This window comes from Polaromonas sp. P1_F8 (assembly GCF_056405635.1).
This window is the reverse complement of the sequence record NZ_JBFUBS010000011.1, coordinates 1-18,394: the sequence shown is the minus strand read 5'-3', so window position 1 is coordinate 18,394 and position 18,394 is coordinate 1. Positions and strand designations below refer to the sequence as shown.

The window sequence follows — 18,394 nt, the reverse complement described above, 5'->3', positions numbered from 1 at the left end:
TCAGCTGCCTTTGGTGCGGTTGATATCCAGGGAGTAACCCATGCCGCGGTGTGTGACGATGTAGTCATGCTCCGGCGCTGCTTCCTGCAGCTTGGCGCGCAGGGTTTTGATGTGAGTGTCTACCGTGCGGTCCGTGCTGTCTGAATCCGTGCCCCAAACCGCAGTGAGCAACTCATCACGCGAACGGATGCGTTCGCGGTGACGCAGCAGCTCGGCCAACAGGCCGAATTCGCGGCGCGTCAGGTTGAGTGGGAGGCCGTGCAGGTTTGCGCGTTGGCCCGCGGTGTCAATCACGAAAGGACTGGCGCCAGCCGGCGCCGCTGCAGGGGCAGGCATGCGCGCGCGCCTGAGCAGGCTGCGCACGCGCGCCAGCAACTCGCGCGGACTGAAGGGTTTGCTCACATAGTCGTCGGCGCCCAGTTCCAGCCCGAGCACACGGTCGATCTCCTCGCCCTGCGCGCTCAGCATCAGCACCGGCAGGCTGCCTGCGGCGCGCAGTTCGCGGCACAGATCGAAACCGCTGCCGTCGGGCAAGCCGACATCCAGGATCACGGCGTCGGGCAGCTGCAGCGCAAGCTGGCGGCGCGCATCGCCCAGCAGCAGGCTGTGTGTCACGCTGAGGCCGTCGCGCTCCAGCGTGTAAATGATGGACCGGGCAATCGCCGGGTCGTCTTCCACCAGCAGGATGCGTGCACCAGCCATCTAGGTTCAGCGGGTGTTCAGGAACGCAGGATGGGAAAGAGCTTGCCAAGGCCGCCGGCCATCACCTCGACGGCCAATGCGGCCAGGATCAGGCCCATCAAACGTGTCATGACGTTGATACCGGTCTTGCCCAGCACGCGGGCAATCGGCTCGGCCAGCGAAAAGCTGATGGCAGTCACCAGCGCAATCACCACACCGTAGCCGACCAGCGCGGCAACCTGCAAGGCCGTCTGGGCCTTCTCGGCGTAAATCACCACGGTCGACATGGTGGCCGGGCCGGTCAGCAGCGGAATGGTGAGCGGCACCACGGCGATGCTGGCGCCGCGCGCGGCCTTCTCGGCGCCGTCTTCCATTTCATTGGTCAGGGGCTTGGCTTCGGCCGGCTGCGCGTTCAGCATGTTCATCGAGCTGATGAGCAGCAGCATGCCGCCGCCGACCTGGAAGCTCGCCAGCGAGATACTGAAGAAGTCCAGGATCTGCAGGCCCAGCAGCGCGCTGATGGCGATAACGACAAATGCCGAAAAGGCTGCCACCAGGATGGTGCGGCGGCGCTGCTCGTCGGAGAAGCCCTGCGTGTAGTGGATAAAAAACGGCACGATGGCCAGCGGGTTGACGATGGCCAGCAGCGTGACAAGCGGTTTGAAATCCATCGTTTTTCCTTAGAGGCAATTCAAGTGGCAAGCCCAAAAGCGGTCTGCCCAACAAATTCCAGCAGGGGCCGCGGAACCGGCTTCGCCGGGCCGCAGGCGCAGCGCCCCCTCGGGGGGCAGAGAGCTACACGCAGTGAGCGAACGTGGGGGCACTACCTCCCTCCGGCGACGTCGAGCAGTGCACCTGTTGTATAGCTCGCATTGTCGCCGAGCAGCCAGACAATCGACTCCGCCACTTCGCCGGCGGTGCCCGGCCGCTGCATCGGCACCAGCGGCGCCAGTTCACGGGCCCGGTCGGGCAAGCCGCCCGAGGCGTGGATGTCGGTGTCGATGATGCCCGGACGCACGCCGTTCACACGAATGCCTTCGGTGGCCACTTCCTTGGCCAGCCCGACCGTGAAGGTATCGATGGCGCCCTTGGCGGCTGCGTAGTCCACGTACTGGCCTGGCCCGCCCAGCCGCGCTGCGGCGCTCGAGACGTTGACGATGGCGCCGCCCGCACCGCCGTAGCGCGTGCTCATGCGTTTGACGGCTTCGCGCGCGCAGAGGAACGAGCCGAACACATTGATCTCGAACATGCGCCGCACCCTGTCCAGCGTCATGGCGTCAACGCGGCTGGTGCGGTCCACCACGCCGGCATTGTTGACGAGGCCGTCCAGCCGGCCGAGTTTGGCGTCCACTTTTTCAAACATGGCCAGCACCTGTGCCTCATCGGCCACGTCGGCCTGAACCGTGATGGCCTGGTCGCCGCCCTGGCGGATTTGCCGCACCACTTCGTCGGCTGCCAGCGAGTTGCTGGTGTAGTTGACGGCCACCGCCCAACCCTGGCGTGCCGCGAGCAGGGCGCATGCGGCGCCTATGCCGCGCGAGCCGCCTGTAATCAAAACAACTTTTGACAAACCGGACCTCCTGCAGAAAATGGCAATCCCGGGTAAAAACGGGGATTGCATCGGGTCAATGTACTTGAACGGGCCCCCAAAACCGGAGACGATCATGAGCACCGTTGTGGATTATTACTTTACGCCGCAAAGTCCATGGACTTATCTGGGCCACGAACGCTTTGCGCAGATCGCCCGTGCGGCGGGCGCTACCGTGAATGTGCTGCCTATCGATCTGGGCGGCAAGGTGTTTCCCATCTCGGGCGGGTTGCCGCTGGCCCAGCGCGCGCCGCAGCGCCAGGCCTACCGCTTGCTGGAATTGCAGCGCTACTCAGACTACCTGCATGCGCCGCTGAACCTCAAGCCCAAATATTTCCCGGTGTCGGGCGATGAGGCCTCGCGCCTCATCATCGCGGTGAACCTGCACGACGGCACTGAAGCCGCGATGAAAATCGGTGGCGCGATCTTCAGCGCCGTGTGGGTGCGCGAGCGCCATATTGCCGACGAAAAAGTGTTGGCCGAGCTGCTGGCCGAATGCGGCTTGCCGGCCGGGCGGCTGGAGCAATCCTTCAGCCAGGCGGTGCAGGAGCGCTATGAAGCCAATACCCAGCAGGCGATCGACGCCGGCGTGTTCGGCGCACCCAGCTATGTCATCGACGGTGAACTGTTCTGGGGCCAGGACCGGCTCGATTTTGTGGAGCGAAAGCTCCAGGCCGGGGCATAAACCGCTGGCCGTTTCCCCTCCAGTTTCCCCCCTCATCCATACCGATCAACCAATTCAGAGGAGCATCCATCTCATGGGGCAATTCACCAATCTCACCGCCGCCGACCGCTTCGTCGTGCCGGCTTATGTGGCACAACCCGAAGGCAAGCCGCGCGGCGGCATCGTTGTTGTGCAGGAAATTTTCGGCGTCAACTCGCACATCCGCGGTGTGGCGGACCGCTTTGCGGCGGAAGGCTACCTGGCAGTGGCACCCGCCACGTTCGAGCGCGTCAAGCCCGGCGTCGACATGGGTTACAGCGAGGCGGACATGAAGATCGGCTTCGAGCTGAAAACCGCTGTCAGCGCGCTGCCGGGCGCCGGTGTGCTGCAAGACATCCAGGCGGCGATTGACCACGCGGCCAAGGCCGGCGGAGGCAAGGTCGGCATCATCGGGTTTTGCTGGGGCGGCCTCTTGACCTGGCGTGCGGCCTGCCTGCTCAAGGGCCTGTCCGCAGCCGTTCCCTACTACGGCGGCGGTATCACGGCCGAGGAAGAAATCGCGCGCCAGCCGAAATGTCCGGTCATGGCCCATTTCGGTGACCAGGACCACTGGATCCCGATGGAAGGCGTTGAAGCCTTCCGCAAGGCGCACCCGGAAGTCGAGGTGCATGTGTACCAGGCCAACCACGGCTTCAATTGCGACCAGCGCGGCTCCTACAACGAAGCGGCGGCGAAGCTGGCACGCGAACGTTCGCTGGCGTTCCTTGCCGCCAAGCTGGTCTGACCGTGCGTCCTGTCTCCGGATTCAAGCCTTTTTGGGTTGTAGCCCTTTGCAGATGTGCGCGAGTAGCTATTGTTTTGATAGCGTTTTCGGCAGCGGCCCGCGCGGCCGACTACGCCGGTCCGTTGTTTGACACGCACCTGCATTACAACGAAGAAGCCTGGAACGGAAACAGCGGTCCACACGCGCCGGCTGATGTTCTTGCGCGCATGAAGCGCAACGGCGTGAAGGCCATCGTCGCCAACTCGCGGCCCAACGACGGCACCAAGTCGCTGGCCGCCATGCCGGAAACCCGCCAGGCAGGCGTGACGGTGGTGCCTTTCATACGCCTGTACCGCAACCGCGCCGACTACGACAACTGGTTTCGTGATGAGTCCATTTACGAGATGGTGCAGGCCGAGTTTGCCCGCGGCGTCACGGGCGACCAGGCGGGGCCGTACAAGGGCATCGGTGAATTTCATTTGTACGACAGCGCCAATGCCAACGGACCCGTGGCCAAAAAGTTGATGCAGTTCGCTGCGAAGAACAAGCTGGCCGTGCTCTCGCACGTAGACGACACGGCGATCGACCTGCTGATGGCCCACGCACCAGATGCACGGCTCATCTGGGCGCACACCGGCATAGGCGGCGCACCGGTGGCACGCGTTGATGCGCTGCTGGGCAAATACCCGCAGTTGATGGGTGAGCTGTCCTATCGCCCCGGCCTGACCTGCGAAGGCGGAAAGCTGTGTGCGGAGTGGCGCACGCTGCTGCTCAAGTACCCAGGCCGCTTCATGATCGGTTCCGACACCTGGGTCAACCAGCGCTGGCTGTATTACGACGAGCTGATGAAGGGCTACCGTACCTGGCTGGGCGACCTGCCTGCCGACGTGGCCCGCAAGATCGCCTGGAGCAATGCGGCCGGCATCTTCGGCCTCGCCGAAAAATAACTATTCACCAAAAAGGATCGCATCGAGATGTACGACGACGAGACTCTTCAACCCAGCATGAGCCGCGGGACTGGCTTTGCCAGACCGCAGGCGGGCGGCCCCCTCGGGGGGCAGGGAGCTACACGCAGTGAGCGACCGTGGGGGCCATGATGTACCAGCTTCATTTCTCTCCCAGCTCTGCCGCCATGGCGCCTCACATCCTGCTCCAGGAACTGGGCGTGCCGTTTGAAAAAGTCCTCGTCGACACCAGCACCGGCGCGCACCGGTCGGAGGCTTACCGCAAGCTCAACCCCAACGGCCTGATCCCGACGCTGGTCGACGGTGACCTGGTGCTGTATGAAACCGCCGCGATCTGCCTGCATCTGTGCGATACGCATCCTGAAGCCGGTCTGGCCCCAGCCGTCGGCACCACCGAGCGCGCGCATTTCTACAAATGGTTGATCTGGCTGACCAACACCATGCAGTCGGCGCTGATCATTTATTTTTACACCGACCGCTGGATGAATCCCGGCAACGACGCCGGCGTAGCCGAGTTGAAGTCGCATGCCGAAGCCAAAGTCGGCCTGATGCTGGACCAGCTGGACGCAGAGCTGGCAAGGCTGGAGAAAATTCATGACCAACCGTGGCTGTTGGGTGCGGCGTATTCGGCGGTAGATATCTATGCGCTGACGCTGTGCCGCTGGACGCGCAACTTTGCGTCGTCGCCGGCGCGCAACCGGCCCCACCTCGGCCCCTACCTGCAGCGTGCGCTGGCGCGGCCCGCCGTGATCAAGGCCTTCCATGCCGAAGGGCTGCCTCAGCCTTGGGTCTGAGCCGCCTCTAGCCTTTCGCCGCAGGCGGGTTGTCGCGCTGCGCCTGCTCGATCTGCGCGACCAGCTTTTCGGGGTCGGTGTTTTCCTTGAGGATGGGAATGTCCGGGTCGCCCTCGATGTTGGCGCCTACCTTTTTGGCGATGCGTTCCAGGATCTGGATCATCTTGGTGTTTTCCTGCTCGGTCAGCAGGTTGATCTGCAGGTCCAGCTGGTTGCGCCTGTCGCTGATGCGCAATTCATAGTTCTGGCTGATCAGGATAAAAGACGAGAGGAAGATAGCTTCCAGCGACACCATGAGTGTCAGGAAGGTAAAGGGGTAGGGGTCGAAATGCGCCAGCCCCGGCCATGAATTGAAGCTGATCCAGAACGCAAACGCAGCCACGTGCATCCAGACAAAAGGCATGGAGCCGCAGAAGCCGGCGACAAAGGCGGCGATGCGGTCAGCCCGGCTGCGGTTGGCCAGTGCCGTTTCTTCCACGCGCCGCATGGCTTCGACATTTTCGCGCGTCAGGTCATCGGCGCAGGTTGTATGGCCGTTCAGCGCCTTCTTGCCGGCTTGATTGCTCATGGGACATCCTTTTCGGGGTGCTGCTACCCACTCCTGCAGGTCAGCTTCGTGCCAGCTTGCCGGTGAGGAGAAGCGCGTCGGGCACTGCAGCGCCGTTGGCCGTATTGTCAAAGATGCACCAGACGCCGGCGTCGGACGCCGCCGCAAGCTCAAGCCGGACGGCAAGCGTATCCAGCACATCGGGTGCATAGGCCGAGTAATACATCTTCGGCGACCCATGCAGCCGCACATAGACCAGGCCGGGGTGTCCACCCGGCTGGGCGGCTGTGTCAAACAGAACCGGGTCGGCCAGGACGCGAGCCACCTTCATGGCCTTGAGCAGGTCGTCGGCCGCTGGTGTGAACCAGCTGGCATGGCGCGGCTCCAGCGCAACGCCGCCGGCATGGCGTTGCCGCAGTGTGGTGAGGAAGCTTGTGGCCGTTGCTGGATCAAAAGCCAGGCTGGGCGGCAGCTGCACCAGCAGGCAACCGAGCTTGTCGCCCAGGCAGCGGACCTGTGCCAGGAAAGTGTCCAGCAGGGCATCGCAGCGGCGCAGCCGTTGTTCGTGCGTGATGGCTTTGGGCAGTTTGACGGAAAAGCGGAAATGCGCCGGTACAGTGGCCGCCCACCGCGCATAGGTGGCTGGCTGGTGCGGGCGGTAGAAGGAAGAATTGATCTCGACCGCATTAAAACGGGCGGCGTAGCGCTCAAGGTGGCTGCCGTCCGGCGGGAATTCGGGCCAGGTGTCGCGCGGCAGGCTCCAGCCTGCGCAGCCAACCTTCACGCCGCAAGGATGGTGAGGCCGGGTTTCAGGCTGCATGGCGGCAGATCGCGGCAGTGGCTTTCGGGAACCGTTTGCGGGCGCCGTGTCAGCGGCGCGTCCTGGCCAGGTACTGCTTGCGCCAGAACACCGTGGCGACCACCACGACGATCAGGACCATGACCCCGAAGGTCCACCAAAAACCGGTGGATGCGTGAAGAAAGGGCATGAATTCGAAGTTCATGCCGAAGAACCCGGTGATCAGGTTCAGCGGCAGGAAGATGGCGGTGAGCGCCGTCAGCGTGCGCATGATGTCGTTGGTGCGGTTGCTTTGCGCCGAGAAATGCATCTGCACCGCGGTTTCGGCGCTTTGCTCCATGCGGCGCACATGGTGCACCACACGCTCGATGTGCTCGAGCACGTCGCGTGAGCGGATCTTGAGCAGCTCGCGCTCGCGCACTGCGGCGGGTGTGCCGCCTTCGGGCCAGGTTTCAATCGAATCGATCCAGTCCTGCAGCGCAGCCCGCTGGTCTTCGCAAATCTCATCGAGGTGGTGCATGGCCAGCCGCGCATCGAGCACCGAGCTCCAGTTGGTAAAGCGCGTGCCGGGCCGCAGCAGCTCGGATTGCCAGTGGTCGAGCTGGCGCGTGAGCTCGCGCCGCAGCTCGAGGTAACCGTCCACCATCTGGTTGACGATGCGCAGCATCAGGTCGGCGGGGCTGGCGGGCAGCTTGACGCCGCTGGAGCGCGACTCCGCCGTGGTCGCATTGAGCAGGCGGGTCGCGTAAGCATCGCGCACCGCGCAGTCGGCGGGGTGCACCGTCAGCACAACCTTGTCAAACACGGCAAAACCGACCGGGCTGGTGTCGATGCGCTTGAGGACCGGCGGGCCGCTGCGTTTCATGCGCTCGTGCAGCGGTTCGCCGGGCTGGCTGAGGTCGGTTTCGCTTTGCCCGGCCGCCAGGCGGCGGAACACCAGGATGTCGTACTGCGAGGTGTAGTCGTAGTGCGAAGGGAGCTGGTTGTTCAGCAGGTCGGCCACATGCAGGTCGACCAGCTGGGTGCCGCACAGCGTTTGCAGCGCCGCCTGGACCTGCGCCTGCATCACCTCGAACTCGCGGCGGGCGCAGGCAATCCAGACAAAACCCTGCGCCGGCAACTGGGCCGGCAGGGTATCTGTCTCGATGATGCCCTGGGTGCCGGAAGCGATGGTGAAAACGCGCATGAAAGCCCTTTTTATCCTTGTTTTGAGGTATTAATCGGCATTTCGACCAAGCGGGTCGGGCGCTGGCAGCTATGATTTTAATAGCGGTTGGCGCGCAACACCTGCCGCCCGGTTCAGCCTTGCCGCAGCTTGCGGGCAGCGTCGATGGCGAAATACGTCAGCACACCGTCGGCGCCGGCGCGCTTGAACGCCAGCAGGCTTTCCATCATGACGGCGTCGTGGTCCAGCCAGCCGTTTTGCGCGGCCGCTTTGATCATCGCGTATTCGCCGCTGACCTGGTAGGCGAAGGTGGGCACGCCGAATTCGTCTTTCACGCGGCGCACCACGTCCAGGTAGGGCATGCCGGGTTTGACCATCACCATGTCGGCGCCTTCGGCGATGTCCATGGCCACCTCGCGCAGCGCTTCGTCGCTGTTGCCCGGGTCCATCTGGTAGGCCTTTTTGTCGGCCTTGCCCAGGTTGTTGGCCGAACCGACCGCTTCGCGGAACGGGCCGTAGAACGCGCTCGCGTACTTGGCGCTGTAGGCCATGATGCGGGTGTGGATCAGTTTTTTGGCCTCCAGTGCCTGGCGGATGGCGCCAATGCGGCCGTCCATCATGTCGCTGGGCGCGACCATGTCCACCCCGGCTTCGGCCTGGCAAAGCGCCTGGCGCACCAGCATGGCCACGGTTTCTTCATTGAGGATGTAACCGTTTTCATCCGGCAGGCCGTCCTGCCCATGCGTGGTGAAGGGGTCCAGCGCCACGTCGGTCATCACGCCCAGGTCGGGAAAGTGCTTTTTCAGTGCCCGCACCACCCGCGGGATCAGGCCATCGGGATTGGTGGCTTCGACGCCGTCGTAGGTTTTGAGCGACGCGTCCACCACGGGGAACAAGGCCATCACCGGAATGCCCAGCTTCACGCATTCTTCCGCCACCGGCAGCAGCAGGTCAAGGCTCAGCCTTTCGACGCCGGGCATGGAGGCCACCGCCTGGCGCTGCTGCTGGCCGTCCACCACAAAGACGGGATAAATGAGGTCGTGCGGGGTAAGTGCGTGTTCACGTACCAGGTTGCGGGTGAAGGCATCACGGCGCAGGCGCCGTGGGCGCCCGGCTGGAAAGGGCGCGAAGTTGGAGGCGTGCTGTGTCATGCGCAAATTGTGCCAAAGGTTGATCAAGGCCTGAAAGTATTTGGCCGGGCGTCATCTGCTATCTATATATATGGAGACATGCATGGTGCCGCGCCATTTCGGAGGTGGCAGGCTTTACATGGAATTACTTAGTTAACTTATGAAATCATTGCCAATGCGCAGCCAGCGTGGTTAGAATTGCTACGTGTGGTTACCAATTTGGCAACTGCATCCCGCTTTTCCTCCCTGAGCGGGGCCTTTGCGTGTGACAGCAAAAAGGCTTACCAGCCCGGTGGCTTATGCCCCGGGCATTTTTTTTGCCATGAGCCCTCACTCCGGCAATTGAATTTTCCGGCGTGCCGCCGGCTCATCGCGATCATGCAAAGTAAAAAGCAGGACTTTCTCCAAGAGATGGACGGGTTTTAAGCCAGCAGGGGCCGCGGAACCGGCTTTGCCGGGCCGCAGGCGCAGCGGCCCCGAGGGGCTGGAGCCTGCGGCTCCAAAGCTGCTTGAGCAGCTTTGGACTGGCGACAGAGGCGAAGCGTCTCGCGAGCCGCGGCCTGCAAGGCCTCGCGCATACACGAAGTGAAAAGCGTGGGGGCTACACTTCCTTATGCTCTGGGTCAAATCACTCCACATCGTTTTCATCGCCAGCTGGTTTGCCGGGCTGTTTTACCTGCCACGCATTTTTGTGAACCTGGCCATGGTGCCGCCGGAAAGCGTGGCCGAGCGCGAGCGGCTCATATTGATGGCACGCAAGCTCATGCGTTTCACCACCATCCTGGCCGTGCCCGCTTTGGGCTTTGGCCTGTGGCTGTACCTGGGTTATGGCATAGGCCGCGGGCCCGGCAACGGCTGGATGCATGCCAAGCTCGCCGTCGTGGTGCTGGTGATCGGCTACCACCACGCCTGCGGCCGCCTGCTGGCCAGGTTCGTCAACAATCACAACAGCCGCAGTCACAAATGGTTTCGCTGGTTTAACGAAGTGCCGGTGCTGCTGTTATTGGCAGCAGTCATCCTCGTCGTGGTCAAGCCCTTCTAAGGTCACAACCGGGCGCAGCAGTGAAAAAGAAGGCCCCTCCCCAACCAGCAGACGCGGTCGAACCGGCTTCGCCGGGCGACTCGCGTCGTCCCCTGCAAGGGGAAAAGGCACTACACGAAGCGAAGCGTAGTGAGAACGATAGGGGTGTTCACAAGACCACGGCCTGGCCGCTGTCCCTGGCAACCATTTGCCTGGTCATCTACGCAAGCCTTTACCCCTTTGCCGATTGGCGCGACCAGGGCATTTCGCCCTTCAGGTTCCTGACAGCGCCCCTGCCGCAGTACTGGACCGGTTTTGACGTGGGCGCCAACCTGTTGGGCTATGCACCGCTGGGTTTTCTGCTGGCGCTGTCGGCGCTGCGCAGCCGGCGTGTTTCCTGGGCGGTGACGGTGGCGGTGCTGGTCAGCGCGCTGCTGTCGCTGGCCATGGAAACGCTGCAAAGCTACCTGCCTTCGCGCATTCCCTCCAATGTCGATCTGGCGCTCAACACCACCGGCGCATGGCTGGGCGCGTGCTGTGCGTGGGCACTGGAAAAAACCGGCATCGTCGACCGCTGGAGCCGCTTTCGGGCGCGCTGGTTCGCGCAGGATGCGCGGGGTGCGTTGGTGTTGCTGATGCTCTGGCCGCCCGCGTTGCTGTTTCCTGCCTCCGTGCCCCTGGGGCTGGGGCAGGTGTTCGAGCGGCTCGAGGCTGCGCTGGCCGAGGTGCTGACCGACACGCCTTTCCTCGAATGGATGCCGGTGCGCGACATGGAGCTGCAGCCGCTGGTGCCGATTGCCGAATTGCTGTGCGTGGCGCTGGGTGCGCTGATTCCCTGCCTGCTCGGCTATTGCGTGATCCGCACACTCTGGCAGCGCGCAGCGTTCTCGGCGGCCATCGTCGCGGTCGGCATTGCCGCATCGGCGCTGTCGGCCGCGCTGAGCTACGGCCCGGATCACGCTTGGGCCTGGCTGGACCTGCCCGTGCAGGTGGGCGTCGGATTTGCCGTTGTGCTGGCGGCGCTGCTGCTGCCTGTGCCGCGCCGGGGGGCAGCCGCGCTGGCACTGCTGGCGCTCACGGTTCACCTGGGGCTGCTCAACCAGGCGCCCGCCGACCCGTATTTCGCACAAACCCTGCAAACCTGGGAGCAGGGCCGCTTTATCCGTTTTCACGGCCTGGTGCAGTGGCTGGGCTGGCTATGGCCGTATGCAGCTTTGCTGTATGTGCTGGTACGGCTTTCAGGGCGCGAGCCGCGCGTTGATGTGCGCCGGTGATTTGCCTCTGCTAATATTGGCCTGCGATCTCCCTCAAGAGTTGCCGTAAGCGTTTACGTCAATCAACGCGCCTACTACCGCCGGCCATGCCGGGGTTGTGTTTCCGGCATGCCATCGGCTGCCGGAAAGGCGCCTTGACTGGACGGCTTATGGAACCCTGTATGAACTCTTCGAAATCTTCATCGCGCACCCTTTTCGGTTTCACAAAACTCCCCGCCCGCAGCGCGCGCTGGGTCACACCCTTGCTGCTTTCCGTGTTGATGACCTGCATCGTGTCCATCATCAGCACGCTCAAAGGCGTAGGCATCACGCCCGGGGTCCTGCGCATCTGGCTTAGCGCCTGGGCGCTTTCCTGGGTCGTTGCATTCCCGACCCTGCTGCTGATGCTTCCGCTGGTGAAAAAGGCGACAGCGTTGGTCGTTGAGGTGCCTTGACCGCCGGAGCAATGGGAACCATATCCAGCACACATCCACTAAAGTCACACCATGCCTGAACAAAATTCCTATTACGAACGCCATGTCTTCTTTTGCCTGAACCAGCGCGCCAACGGCGAAGACTGCTGTGCCGACCACCGCGCACAGGAAGGCTTTGACCGCTGCAAATCGCAGGTGAAAGCCGCGGGGCTGGCCGGGCCGGGCAAGGTCCGCGTCAACAAGGCTGGCTGCCTGGACCGCTGCGCAGCCGGTCCGGTGGCGGTGGTCTACCCCGAGGCGGTCTGGTACACCTATGTCGACGCCAGCGACATTGATGAAATTGTCGAATCGCACCTGAAAAACGGCAAAGTCGTCGAGCGCCTGCTGGTGCCCGCGCACATCGGGCGGTAGGCCGGGGGAAGGCCACTATTCCCGAAATTCGCATCTTTTGACCTTCCGGCCCAATAGGGACGGGCGCAAGCAGCTCCTTATTTGATAGCAACCTGTTTGAATGGAATCCATCACCGTGAATTCGCAGACCCGCAAATCGACCATCCAGGGCCCAGCCGGCGCGCTTGAAATTGCCGTAGACCTCCCCGCCGCCGGCCCGCGCGGCGTGGCGGTCATTGCGCATCCGCACCCGCTGTTTGCGGGCACCATGGACAACAAGGTGGTGCAGACGCTGGCCCGGGCCTTTGTGCAATGCGGATGGACCGCCGTCCGGTTCAATTTCCGCGGTGTGGGTGGCAGCGCCGGCAGCCATGACGAAGGCCGGGGCGAGCTCGAGGACTTGCTGGCCGTGGTGGAACATGCGGCACCGGCCAGCAGCGGCCAGGTGCTGGCACTGGCCGGGTTTTCGTTCGGCGCTTTTGTCACCACCCACGCCTTTGAACGCCTCAGCGCAGCCCGCGATATTGAAAAACTGGTGCTGGTCGGCACCAGCGTGACCCGCGCGCCTGCTGCACCCATCGACGAAGCCGCGCATCTGAAAACCCTGGTCGTGCACGGCGAGCACGACGACACGGTGCTGCTGTCCGCCGTGCTGGACTGGGCCCGGCCGCAAGCACTGCCTGTTACCGTTGTGCCGGGGGGAAGCCATTTCTTTCATGGACAATTGCCCTTGCTGAAAAATCTCGTGGTTCGCCACCTGTCTTCGCCCTCCGCCTGATGCTGTTTGCCAGGCGCTCCCTGACCCAGACCCTTACCCCTTCACCGAATTTCACTGAACCCCTACTGATGCAAGCTTCACTCAAGGCCCTCCGCGCCGCCCCCAGCCTGCGCGCTTTTGCCGCCACCGTGTTCCTGGTTTTCTCCGCAGCGCTGCCCGTGGTGCATGCCCAGGTGCCGCAAGCGCCCGAAATCGCCGCACGCTCCTACTTGCTGCTGGATATCACCGCCAACCAGATCCTGGCGGCCAAGGACATCGATTCGCCGGTGGAGCCTGCATCCCTGACCAAGCTGATGACCGAATACCTGGTGTTCGATGCGCTCAAATCCAAAAAGATTGACCTGAAACAGACCTTCCCCGTCAGTGAGCGCGCCTGGAAGATGCCCGGCTCGCGCATGTTCATCGACCCGAAGATGCAGGTGCCCGTGGAAGACCTGATCAAGGGCATGGTGGTGCAGTCCGGCAATGACGCCACCATGGCGCTCGCCGAAGGCGTGGGCGGCTCGGCCGAAAACTTTGTCCGCCTCATGAACGAGCAGGCCAAGGCGCTGGGCATGAAGTCCACGTCCTATAAAAACCCGGAAGGCCTGACCGAGCCCGGCCACACCACCACCGCGCGTGACCTGAGCATCCTGTCCACCCGGCTGATGCAGGATTTCCCTGATTACATCGGCTATTCGGCGATCAAGAAGTACCGCTATCCCGGCACGCCCGCGGCCAACGACACCAACCGCAATACCCTGCTGTTCCGCGACCCGACGGTGGACGGCCTGAAAACCGGCCATACCGACGCCGCCGGCTATTGCATGATCGCCACGGCAAAGCGCGACTTTCCCAACCTGGGCGCTGCCGGCGCGCCGGGCGGGCGCCGGTTGCTGGCCATCGTGCTGGGCACCGTCAGCGACAGCGCACGCGCCAATGAATCGCAAAAACTGCTGAATTGGGGCTACACGGCCTATGAAGCCGTGAAGCTGTTCGACGCCGGCCAGGCTGTGGTTACCCCGTCGGTCTGGAAAGGCACCTCCTCGACCGTGAAGCTGGGCCGTCCGCAGGCCATCGTGGTGGCCATCGCTGCCGGTGGTGCTGCCAAAGTCAAAACCCAGGTGGCGCGGCCCGACCCGTTGGTGGCGCCGTTTGCCAAGGGCCAGGCTGTTGGCACGCTGAAGGTCACCTTGGGCGACAACCCTAGCCCGGTGGCCGAAGTGCCGCTGGTGGCGCTGGAAGCGGTGGGTGAGGCTGGCATTCTGGGCCGTGCCTGGGATGCCATCAGGTTGTGGATTAAATAAGACGGAAGCGGAGGGTGGGTGGGGCGGATATACATTCAGCCCCTCCCCACACCTTTGCCTCGGGTGTCGCTGGTTATGAGTCGTTGATAGCAGCGACGCCCTGCTCTCGGTTTTTCAGGCAAATTGCCGGCCGCCAAGACTCGTGTCGGCGATTGGTGGACTCTTCCTCCAGGGCGTTCGACACGAAAGACTCATTTGGAGTGGGCGCTAACATCGAATCTTTGGGCGCCAAACTTCTCTTTGCCGGCCATTTCGTGTGCCCAAGCCACGCGTTCTGCTTGAGGGATTCCCCTATCCGGTTTATACTAGAAGGCTTTTCCGCTTTCGTGGCGGGAAATATTTGTGGCCGTATCAACACGGTAAATTAGTTTTCAGACGTTTAGGGACGTTTTCAATGCCAACCATTAATCAGTTAGTCCGTCAGGGGCGCGAGGTCGAAAAGATCAAGTCCAAGAGCCCTGCGATGGAAAATTCTCCGCAGCGCCGCGGTGTGTGCACCCGTGTGTACACCACGACACCTAAAAAGCCCAATTCCGCTCTGCGTAAGGTTGCCAAAGTGCGCCTGACCAACGGTTTTGAAATCATTTCCTACATCGGCGGCGAAGGCCACAACCTGCAGGAACACAGCGTGGTGCTGGTTCGCGGCGGTCGTGTCAAGGACTTGCCCGGTGTGCGTTACCACATCGTCCGTGGTTCGCTCGACTTGCAAGGCGTGAAAGACCGCAAGCAGTCGCGCTCCAAGTACGGTGCGAAGAAGCCAAAGGCCAAATAAGCCGAACCGGCTCGGGTTTTTCTCTTCACTGAGAGCTCGCGCCAGAAGAAGTTGTCACAGAAGTCTGTGATAGTTCCTTCAAAACAAGGTGTTTCACTCGCCCTGGCAGGTGTCTGAAACGAAGTGACCCAAGTGCAAATAGTTGCACCGGTCGAGTAAGTGAGGGTTTTGATAACTCTCGCGGTGTTGCCAAAAGCAATGCCAACTGAAGCAAAGAGGTGAAAAAATGCCACGTCGTCGCGAAGTCCCTAAACGTGAAATTCTTCCTGATCCAAAATTTGGCGATGTTGATCTCGCCAAGTTCATGAACGTGATCATGCAAGGCGGCAAAAAGGCCGTCGCAGAGCGCATCATTTATGGCGCGCTCGACTTTATCGAGAAAAAGAACCCCGGCAAAGACCCGCTTGAGGCTTTCCACATGGCCATTGGCAACATCAAGCCCATGGTTGAGGTGAAGTCCCGCCGCGTCGGCGGCGCCAACTACCAGGTGCCGGTTGAAGTGCGTCCTGTCCGCCGTATGGCTCTGGCCATGCGCTGGCTCAAGGAAGCCGCCAAGAAGCGTGGCGAGAAGTCCATGTCTTTGCGCCTGGCCAATGAGCTGATGGAGGCGACCGAAGGCCGCGGCGGCGCCATGAAAAAGCGTGACGAAGTTCACCGCATGGCAGAAGCCAACAAGGCGTTCAGCCACTTCCGCTTCTAATTTTCGATTGCAGTATTTGCTGCGCTGAGCTGACGGGTTGCCAGGCGGTTGCAAGGTGTTGGTCACCTTGTTTATCGCTGGTTCAACCCCACTTCTGCCAGCCGGGCGTGGTGCATAACACCCCTCTCGACCGGCAGACGCGTAGAAGAAATGAAGGATGCCCGGACTGCGGGCAGTCCTTCAACGAGTCTTTGTTCGTAACCCCGAACTGAAAGTAATTTATGTCCCGCGCTACCCCCATTTCCCAATACCGCAACATCGGCATTTCCGCGCACATTGATGCCGGCAAGACCACCACCACCGAGCGGATCCTTTTTTACACCGGCGTGAACCACAAGATTGGTGAAGTTCACGACGGCGCTGCCACCATGGACTGGATGGAGCAAGAGCAGGAGCGCGGCATCACGATTACTTCCGCTGCCACCACCTGCTTCTGGAAGGGCATGGACACGTCTCTGCCTGAGCACCGCATCAACATCATCGACACTCCGGGCCACGTGGACTTCACGATTGAAGTCGAGCGCTCCATGCGCGTGCTTGACGGCGCCTGCATGGTGTACTGCGCCGTGGGTGGCGTTCAGCCCCAATCGGAAACCGTCTGGCGCCAGGCCAACAAGTACAAAGTTCCCCGCCTTGCGTTCGTCAACAAGATGGACCGCACCGGCGCGAACTTCTTCAAGGTCGTCGAGCAGATGAAGCTGCGCCTGAAGGCCAGCCCTGTGCCCATGGTGATCCCCATCGGCGCTGAGGAAAGCTTCACCGGCGTGGTCGACCTGCTGAAAATGAAGGCCATCATCTGGGACGAAGCCTCGCAAGGCATGAAGTTCACCTACAGCGATATTCCCGCCGAGCTCGTCGAGCTGGCCAAGGAATGGCGCGAGAAGATGGTCGAGGCTGCTGCCGAGTCGTCTGAAGAGCTGATGAACAAATACCTTGAAGAAGGTGATCTGACCGAAGCTGAAATCAAGCTGGGCATCCGCACGCGCACCATCGCCAGCGAAATCCAGCCGATGTATTGCGGTTCCGCCTTCAAGAACAAGGGCGTGCAGCGCATGCTGGACGCCGTGATTGAATTCATGCCGTCGCCGATCGACATTCCGCCTGTCAAGGGCATGGACGAAGATGAGGCGCCTGTCACCCGCAAGGCTGACGACGAAGAGAAATTCTCTGCGCTGGCATTCAAGCTGATGACTGACCCGTTTGTGGGCCAGCTCACCTTCGTGCGCGTTTACTCCGGCGTCCTGAAAAAGGGCGACAGCGTTTACAACCCGATCAAAGGCAAGAAAGAGCGTATCGGCCGTATCGTGCAGATGCACGCGAACAACCGCGAAGAAGTCAGCGAAATCCGCGCCGGCGACATCGCCGCCTGCGTGGGTCTCAAAGATGTGACCACTGGCGAAACCCTGTGTGATCCGGATGCCATCGTCATGCTCGAGCGCATGGTGTTCCCTGAGCCCGTGATTACGCAGGCTGTGGAACCCAAGACCAAAGCCGACCAGGAAAAAATGGGTATCGCGCTGCAACGCCTGGCCCAGGAAGATCCGTCTTTCCGCGTCAAGACCGACGAAGAGTCCGGCCAGACCCTGATCGCCGGCATGGGCGAGCTGCATCTGGAAATTATTGTTGACCGCATGAAGCGCGAATTCGGCGTGGAAGCCAACGTCGGCAAGCCGCAGGTGGCTTACCGTGAAACCATTCGCAAGACGGTGGAAGACGCAGAAGGCAAGTTTGTGCGCCAGTCCGGCGGTAAGGGCCAGTACGGCCACGTCGTGCTCAAGATCGAACCCAACGAAGCCGGCAAGGGTATCGAATTCGTCGACGCCATCAAGGGCGGTGTGGTTCCTCGCGAATACATCCCCGCGGTGGAAAAGGGCATCAACGAAGCCGTCACGTCCGGCGTGCTGGCTGGCTACCCTGTGGTCGACGTCAAGGTCACGCTGCACTTCGGTTCGTACCACGATGTGGACTCGAACGAACTGGCCTTCAAGATGGCTGCCATCTTCGGTTTCAAGGAAGGCTGCCGCAAGGCCAGCCCCGTGATTCTGGAGCCCATGATGGCCGTGGAAGTTGAGACGCCTGAAGACTACGCCGGCAACGTCATGGGCGACTTGTCGTCACGTCGCGGCATGGTGCAGGGCATGGAAGACATGGTTGGTGGCGGCAAGGCCATCAAGGCTGAAGTGCCGCTGTCTGAAATGTTCGGTTATTCGACCACGCTGCGTTCGATGTCGCAGGGCCGTGCTACATACTCCATGGAGTTCAAGCACTACTCTGAAGCTCCGCGCAACGTGTCGGAAGCCATCATGGCTTCGCGCGCCAAGTAAGTAACGTCAGCTGCCGGCCCGTGTGGGGCGGCAGCTTTTTTTCCTTGTCTGCGATTGTGTGCCACTTTGTACCCGTGCGAAGTGAATCAGCAACACAGTGCAGACGTTAAACCGTACACGGGCATGTTCTTTATCTGGAGAGAAAAATGGCAAAAGGCAAATTTGAGCGGACCAAGCCGCACGTCAACGTCGGCACGATTGGCCACGTGGACCATGGCAAGACGACGCTGACGGCGGCGATCACGACCGTTCTGGCATCCAAGTTCGGCGGCGAAGCCAAAGGCTACGACCAAATTGACGCGGCGCCCGAAGAAAAAGCGCGCGGCATCACGATCAACAC

Annotated in this window: 21 protein-coding genes; 14 read left to right on the top strand and 7 right to left on the bottom strand. The window is 61.9% G+C overall.

All coding sequences use genetic code 11. The features are described 5' to 3' along the window. The 3 genes from creB to AC1D1J_RS22370 all read right to left on the bottom strand — a co-directional run bounded on the left by creB (position 1) and on the right by AC1D1J_RS22370 (position 2,251). On the bottom strand, positions 1-702 hold the full coding sequence (gene creB / locus AC1D1J_RS22380) for a two-component system response regulator CreB (RefSeq protein WP_477687780.1): 702 nt from the start codon (positions 700-702) through the stop codon (positions 1-3). A 17-nt stretch (positions 703-719) separates the two neighbouring features. Continuing rightward, positions 720-1,352 carry a MarC family protein gene (locus AC1D1J_RS22375; RefSeq protein ID WP_457281681.1) on the bottom strand — a complete coding sequence of 211 codons (633 nt, stop codon included), beginning with the start codon at positions 1,350-1,352 and terminating at the stop codon, positions 720-722. Between the two features lie 152 nt (positions 1,353-1,504). Continuing rightward, entirely contained in the window at positions 1,505-2,251 is a 747-nt protein-coding gene (locus AC1D1J_RS22370; RefSeq protein ID WP_477687781.1) for an SDR family oxidoreductase, read from the bottom strand. Positions 2,252-2,345: 94 nt separating this feature from the next. On the opposite strand from AC1D1J_RS22370, the gene AC1D1J_RS22365 reads away from it, so the two are divergent. The 4 genes from AC1D1J_RS22365 to AC1D1J_RS22350 all read left to right on the top strand — a co-directional run bounded on the left by AC1D1J_RS22365 (position 2,346) and on the right by AC1D1J_RS22350 (position 5,455). Next, positions 2,346-2,954, top strand: coding sequence for a DsbA family protein (locus tag AC1D1J_RS22365; protein ID WP_477687782.1), 609 nt, complete (start codon positions 2,346-2,348; stop codon positions 2,952-2,954). Positions 2,955-3,027: 73 nt separating this feature from the next. Further along, entirely contained in the window at positions 3,028-3,717 is a 690-nt protein-coding gene (locus tag AC1D1J_RS22360; RefSeq protein ID WP_477695901.1) for a dienelactone hydrolase family protein, read from the top strand. A gap of 68 nt (positions 3,718-3,785) precedes the next feature. Then, positions 3,786-4,643, top strand: coding sequence for an amidohydrolase family protein (locus tag AC1D1J_RS22355; RefSeq protein ID WP_477695912.1), 858 nt, complete (start codon positions 3,786-3,788; stop codon positions 4,641-4,643). Positions 4,644-4,792: 149 nt separating this feature from the next. Beyond that, positions 4,793-5,455 (top strand): glutathione S-transferase family protein, encoded by a 663-nt coding sequence (locus AC1D1J_RS22350; protein WP_477695900.1) that lies wholly within the window; start codon positions 4,793-4,795, stop codon positions 5,453-5,455. 7 nt (positions 5,456-5,462) lie between these two features. On the opposite strand, the gene AC1D1J_RS22345 is transcribed toward AC1D1J_RS22350, so the two are convergent. The 4 genes from AC1D1J_RS22345 to hemB form a co-directional block, all read right to left on the bottom strand. Beyond that, positions 5,463-6,023 carry a DUF1003 domain-containing protein gene (locus AC1D1J_RS22345; RefSeq protein ID WP_477695899.1) on the bottom strand — a complete coding sequence of 187 codons (561 nt, stop codon included), beginning with the start codon at positions 6,021-6,023 and terminating at the stop codon, positions 5,463-5,465. 40 nt (positions 6,024-6,063) lie between these two features. Then, positions 6,064-6,822 (bottom strand): DUF72 domain-containing protein, encoded by a 759-nt coding sequence (locus tag AC1D1J_RS22340; RefSeq protein WP_477695898.1) that lies wholly within the window; start codon positions 6,820-6,822, stop codon positions 6,064-6,066. Positions 6,823-6,871: 49 nt separating this feature from the next. Continuing rightward, a complete protein-coding gene (locus AC1D1J_RS22335; RefSeq protein WP_477687787.1) occupies positions 6,872-7,987 on the bottom strand; it encodes a magnesium transporter CorA family protein in 1,116 nt (371 codons plus the stop codon). 113 nt (positions 7,988-8,100) lie between these two features. Continuing rightward, positions 8,101-9,117 carry a porphobilinogen synthase gene (gene hemB, locus AC1D1J_RS22330; protein WP_477695897.1) on the bottom strand — a complete coding sequence of 339 codons (1,017 nt, stop codon included), beginning with the start codon at positions 9,115-9,117 and terminating at the stop codon, positions 8,101-8,103. 592 nt (positions 9,118-9,709) lie between these two features. Here hemB and AC1D1J_RS22325 point away from each other — a divergent pair. The 10 genes from AC1D1J_RS22325 to AC1D1J_RS22280 form a co-directional block, all read left to right on the top strand. Beyond that, positions 9,710-10,138, top strand: a complete 429-nt coding sequence (locus AC1D1J_RS22325) for a CopD family protein (RefSeq protein WP_477687789.1) — start codon at positions 9,710-9,712, stop codon at positions 10,136-10,138. A gap of 92 nt (positions 10,139-10,230) precedes the next feature. Further along, positions 10,231-11,391 (top strand): VanZ family protein, encoded by a 1,161-nt coding sequence (locus AC1D1J_RS22320; RefSeq protein WP_477695911.1) that lies wholly within the window; start codon positions 10,231-10,233, stop codon positions 11,389-11,391. Between the two features lie 161 nt (positions 11,392-11,552). Beyond that, positions 11,553-11,825 (top strand): DUF2798 domain-containing protein, encoded by a 273-nt coding sequence (locus AC1D1J_RS22315; RefSeq protein WP_477687790.1) that lies wholly within the window; start codon positions 11,553-11,555, stop codon positions 11,823-11,825. A 51-nt stretch (positions 11,826-11,876) separates the two neighbouring features. Next, positions 11,877-12,215 carry a (2Fe-2S) ferredoxin domain-containing protein gene (locus AC1D1J_RS22310; protein WP_477695896.1) on the top strand — a complete coding sequence of 113 codons (339 nt, stop codon included), beginning with the start codon at positions 11,877-11,879 and terminating at the stop codon, positions 12,213-12,215. 115 nt (positions 12,216-12,330) lie between these two features. Next, positions 12,331-12,972, top strand: a complete 642-nt coding sequence (locus tag AC1D1J_RS22305) for an alpha/beta hydrolase (RefSeq protein WP_477687801.1) — start codon at positions 12,331-12,333, stop codon at positions 12,970-12,972. A 68-nt stretch (positions 12,973-13,040) separates the two neighbouring features. Further along, positions 13,041-14,258 carry a D-alanyl-D-alanine carboxypeptidase family protein gene (locus AC1D1J_RS22300; RefSeq protein WP_477687791.1) on the top strand — a complete coding sequence of 406 codons (1,218 nt, stop codon included), beginning with the start codon at positions 13,041-13,043 and terminating at the stop codon, positions 14,256-14,258. A gap of 394 nt (positions 14,259-14,652) precedes the next feature. Next, positions 14,653-15,030 carry a 30S ribosomal protein S12 gene (gene rpsL / locus AC1D1J_RS22295; RefSeq protein WP_092130055.1) on the top strand — a complete coding sequence of 126 codons (378 nt, stop codon included), beginning with the start codon at positions 14,653-14,655 and terminating at the stop codon, positions 15,028-15,030. A gap of 226 nt (positions 15,031-15,256) precedes the next feature. After that, the gene (gene rpsG, locus AC1D1J_RS22290; protein ID WP_011481226.1) at positions 15,257-15,730 is read left to right on the top strand and encodes a 30S ribosomal protein S7; all 474 of its coding nucleotides are present in this window, start codon (positions 15,257-15,259) and stop codon (positions 15,728-15,730) included. Between the two features lie 221 nt (positions 15,731-15,951). Next, positions 15,952-18,054 (top strand): elongation factor G, encoded by a 2,103-nt coding sequence (gene fusA, locus AC1D1J_RS22285; protein WP_457281667.1) that lies wholly within the window; start codon positions 15,952-15,954, stop codon positions 18,052-18,054. A gap of 146 nt (positions 18,055-18,200) precedes the next feature. Beyond that, on the top strand, positions 18,201-18,394 hold a 194-nt coding region (locus AC1D1J_RS22280), incomplete at its 3' end, for a GTP-binding protein (RefSeq protein WP_477695895.1).

What these genes read in the sequence shown, in the direction of transcription:
- AC1D1J_RS22300 (WP_477687791.1), top strand. Translation starts at nt 13,041, where the DNA reads ATGCAAGCTTCACTCAAGGCCCTCCGCGCCGCCCCCAGCCTGCGCGCT.
- AC1D1J_RS22315 (WP_477687790.1), top strand. Translation starts at nt 11,553, where the DNA reads ATGAACTCTTCGAAATCTTCATCGCGCACCCTTTTCGGTTTCACAAAA.
- AC1D1J_RS22375 (WP_457281681.1), bottom strand. Translation starts at nt 1,352, where the DNA reads ATGGATTTCAAACCGCTTGTCACGCTGCTGGCCATCGTCAACCCGCTG.
- rpsL (WP_092130055.1), top strand. Translation starts at nt 14,653, where the DNA reads ATGCCAACCATTAATCAGTTAGTCCGTCAGGGGCGCGAGGTCGAAAAG.
- AC1D1J_RS22345 (WP_477695899.1), bottom strand. Translation starts at nt 6,023, where the DNA reads ATGAGCAATCAAGCCGGCAAGAAGGCGCTGAACGGCCATACAACCTGC.
- AC1D1J_RS22340 (WP_477695898.1), bottom strand. Translation starts at nt 6,822, where the DNA reads ATGCAGCCTGAAACCCGGCCTCACCATCCTTGCGGCGTGAAGGTTGGC.
- creB (WP_477687780.1), bottom strand. Translation starts at nt 702, where the DNA reads ATGGCTGGTGCACGCATCCTGCTGGTGGAAGACGACCCGGCGATTGCC.
- AC1D1J_RS22365 (WP_477687782.1), top strand. Translation starts at nt 2,346, where the DNA reads ATGAGCACCGTTGTGGATTATTACTTTACGCCGCAAAGTCCATGGACT.
- hemB (WP_477695897.1), bottom strand. Translation starts at nt 9,117, where the DNA reads ATGACACAGCACGCCTCCAACTTCGCGCCCTTTCCAGCCGGGCGCCCA.
- rpsG (WP_011481226.1), top strand. Translation starts at nt 15,257, where the DNA reads ATGCCACGTCGTCGCGAAGTCCCTAAACGTGAAATTCTTCCTGATCCA.
- AC1D1J_RS22360 (WP_477695901.1), top strand. Translation starts at nt 3,028, where the DNA reads ATGGGGCAATTCACCAATCTCACCGCCGCCGACCGCTTCGTCGTGCCG.
- AC1D1J_RS22335 (WP_477687787.1), bottom strand. Translation starts at nt 7,987, where the DNA reads ATGCGCGTTTTCACCATCGCTTCCGGCACCCAGGGCATCATCGAGACA.
- AC1D1J_RS22350 (WP_477695900.1), top strand. Translation starts at nt 4,793, where the DNA reads ATGTACCAGCTTCATTTCTCTCCCAGCTCTGCCGCCATGGCGCCTCAC.
- fusA (WP_457281667.1), top strand. Translation starts at nt 15,952, where the DNA reads ATGTCCCGCGCTACCCCCATTTCCCAATACCGCAACATCGGCATTTCC.
- AC1D1J_RS22310 (WP_477695896.1), top strand. Translation starts at nt 11,877, where the DNA reads ATGCCTGAACAAAATTCCTATTACGAACGCCATGTCTTCTTTTGCCTG.
- AC1D1J_RS22325 (WP_477687789.1), top strand. Translation starts at nt 9,710, where the DNA reads ATGCTCTGGGTCAAATCACTCCACATCGTTTTCATCGCCAGCTGGTTT.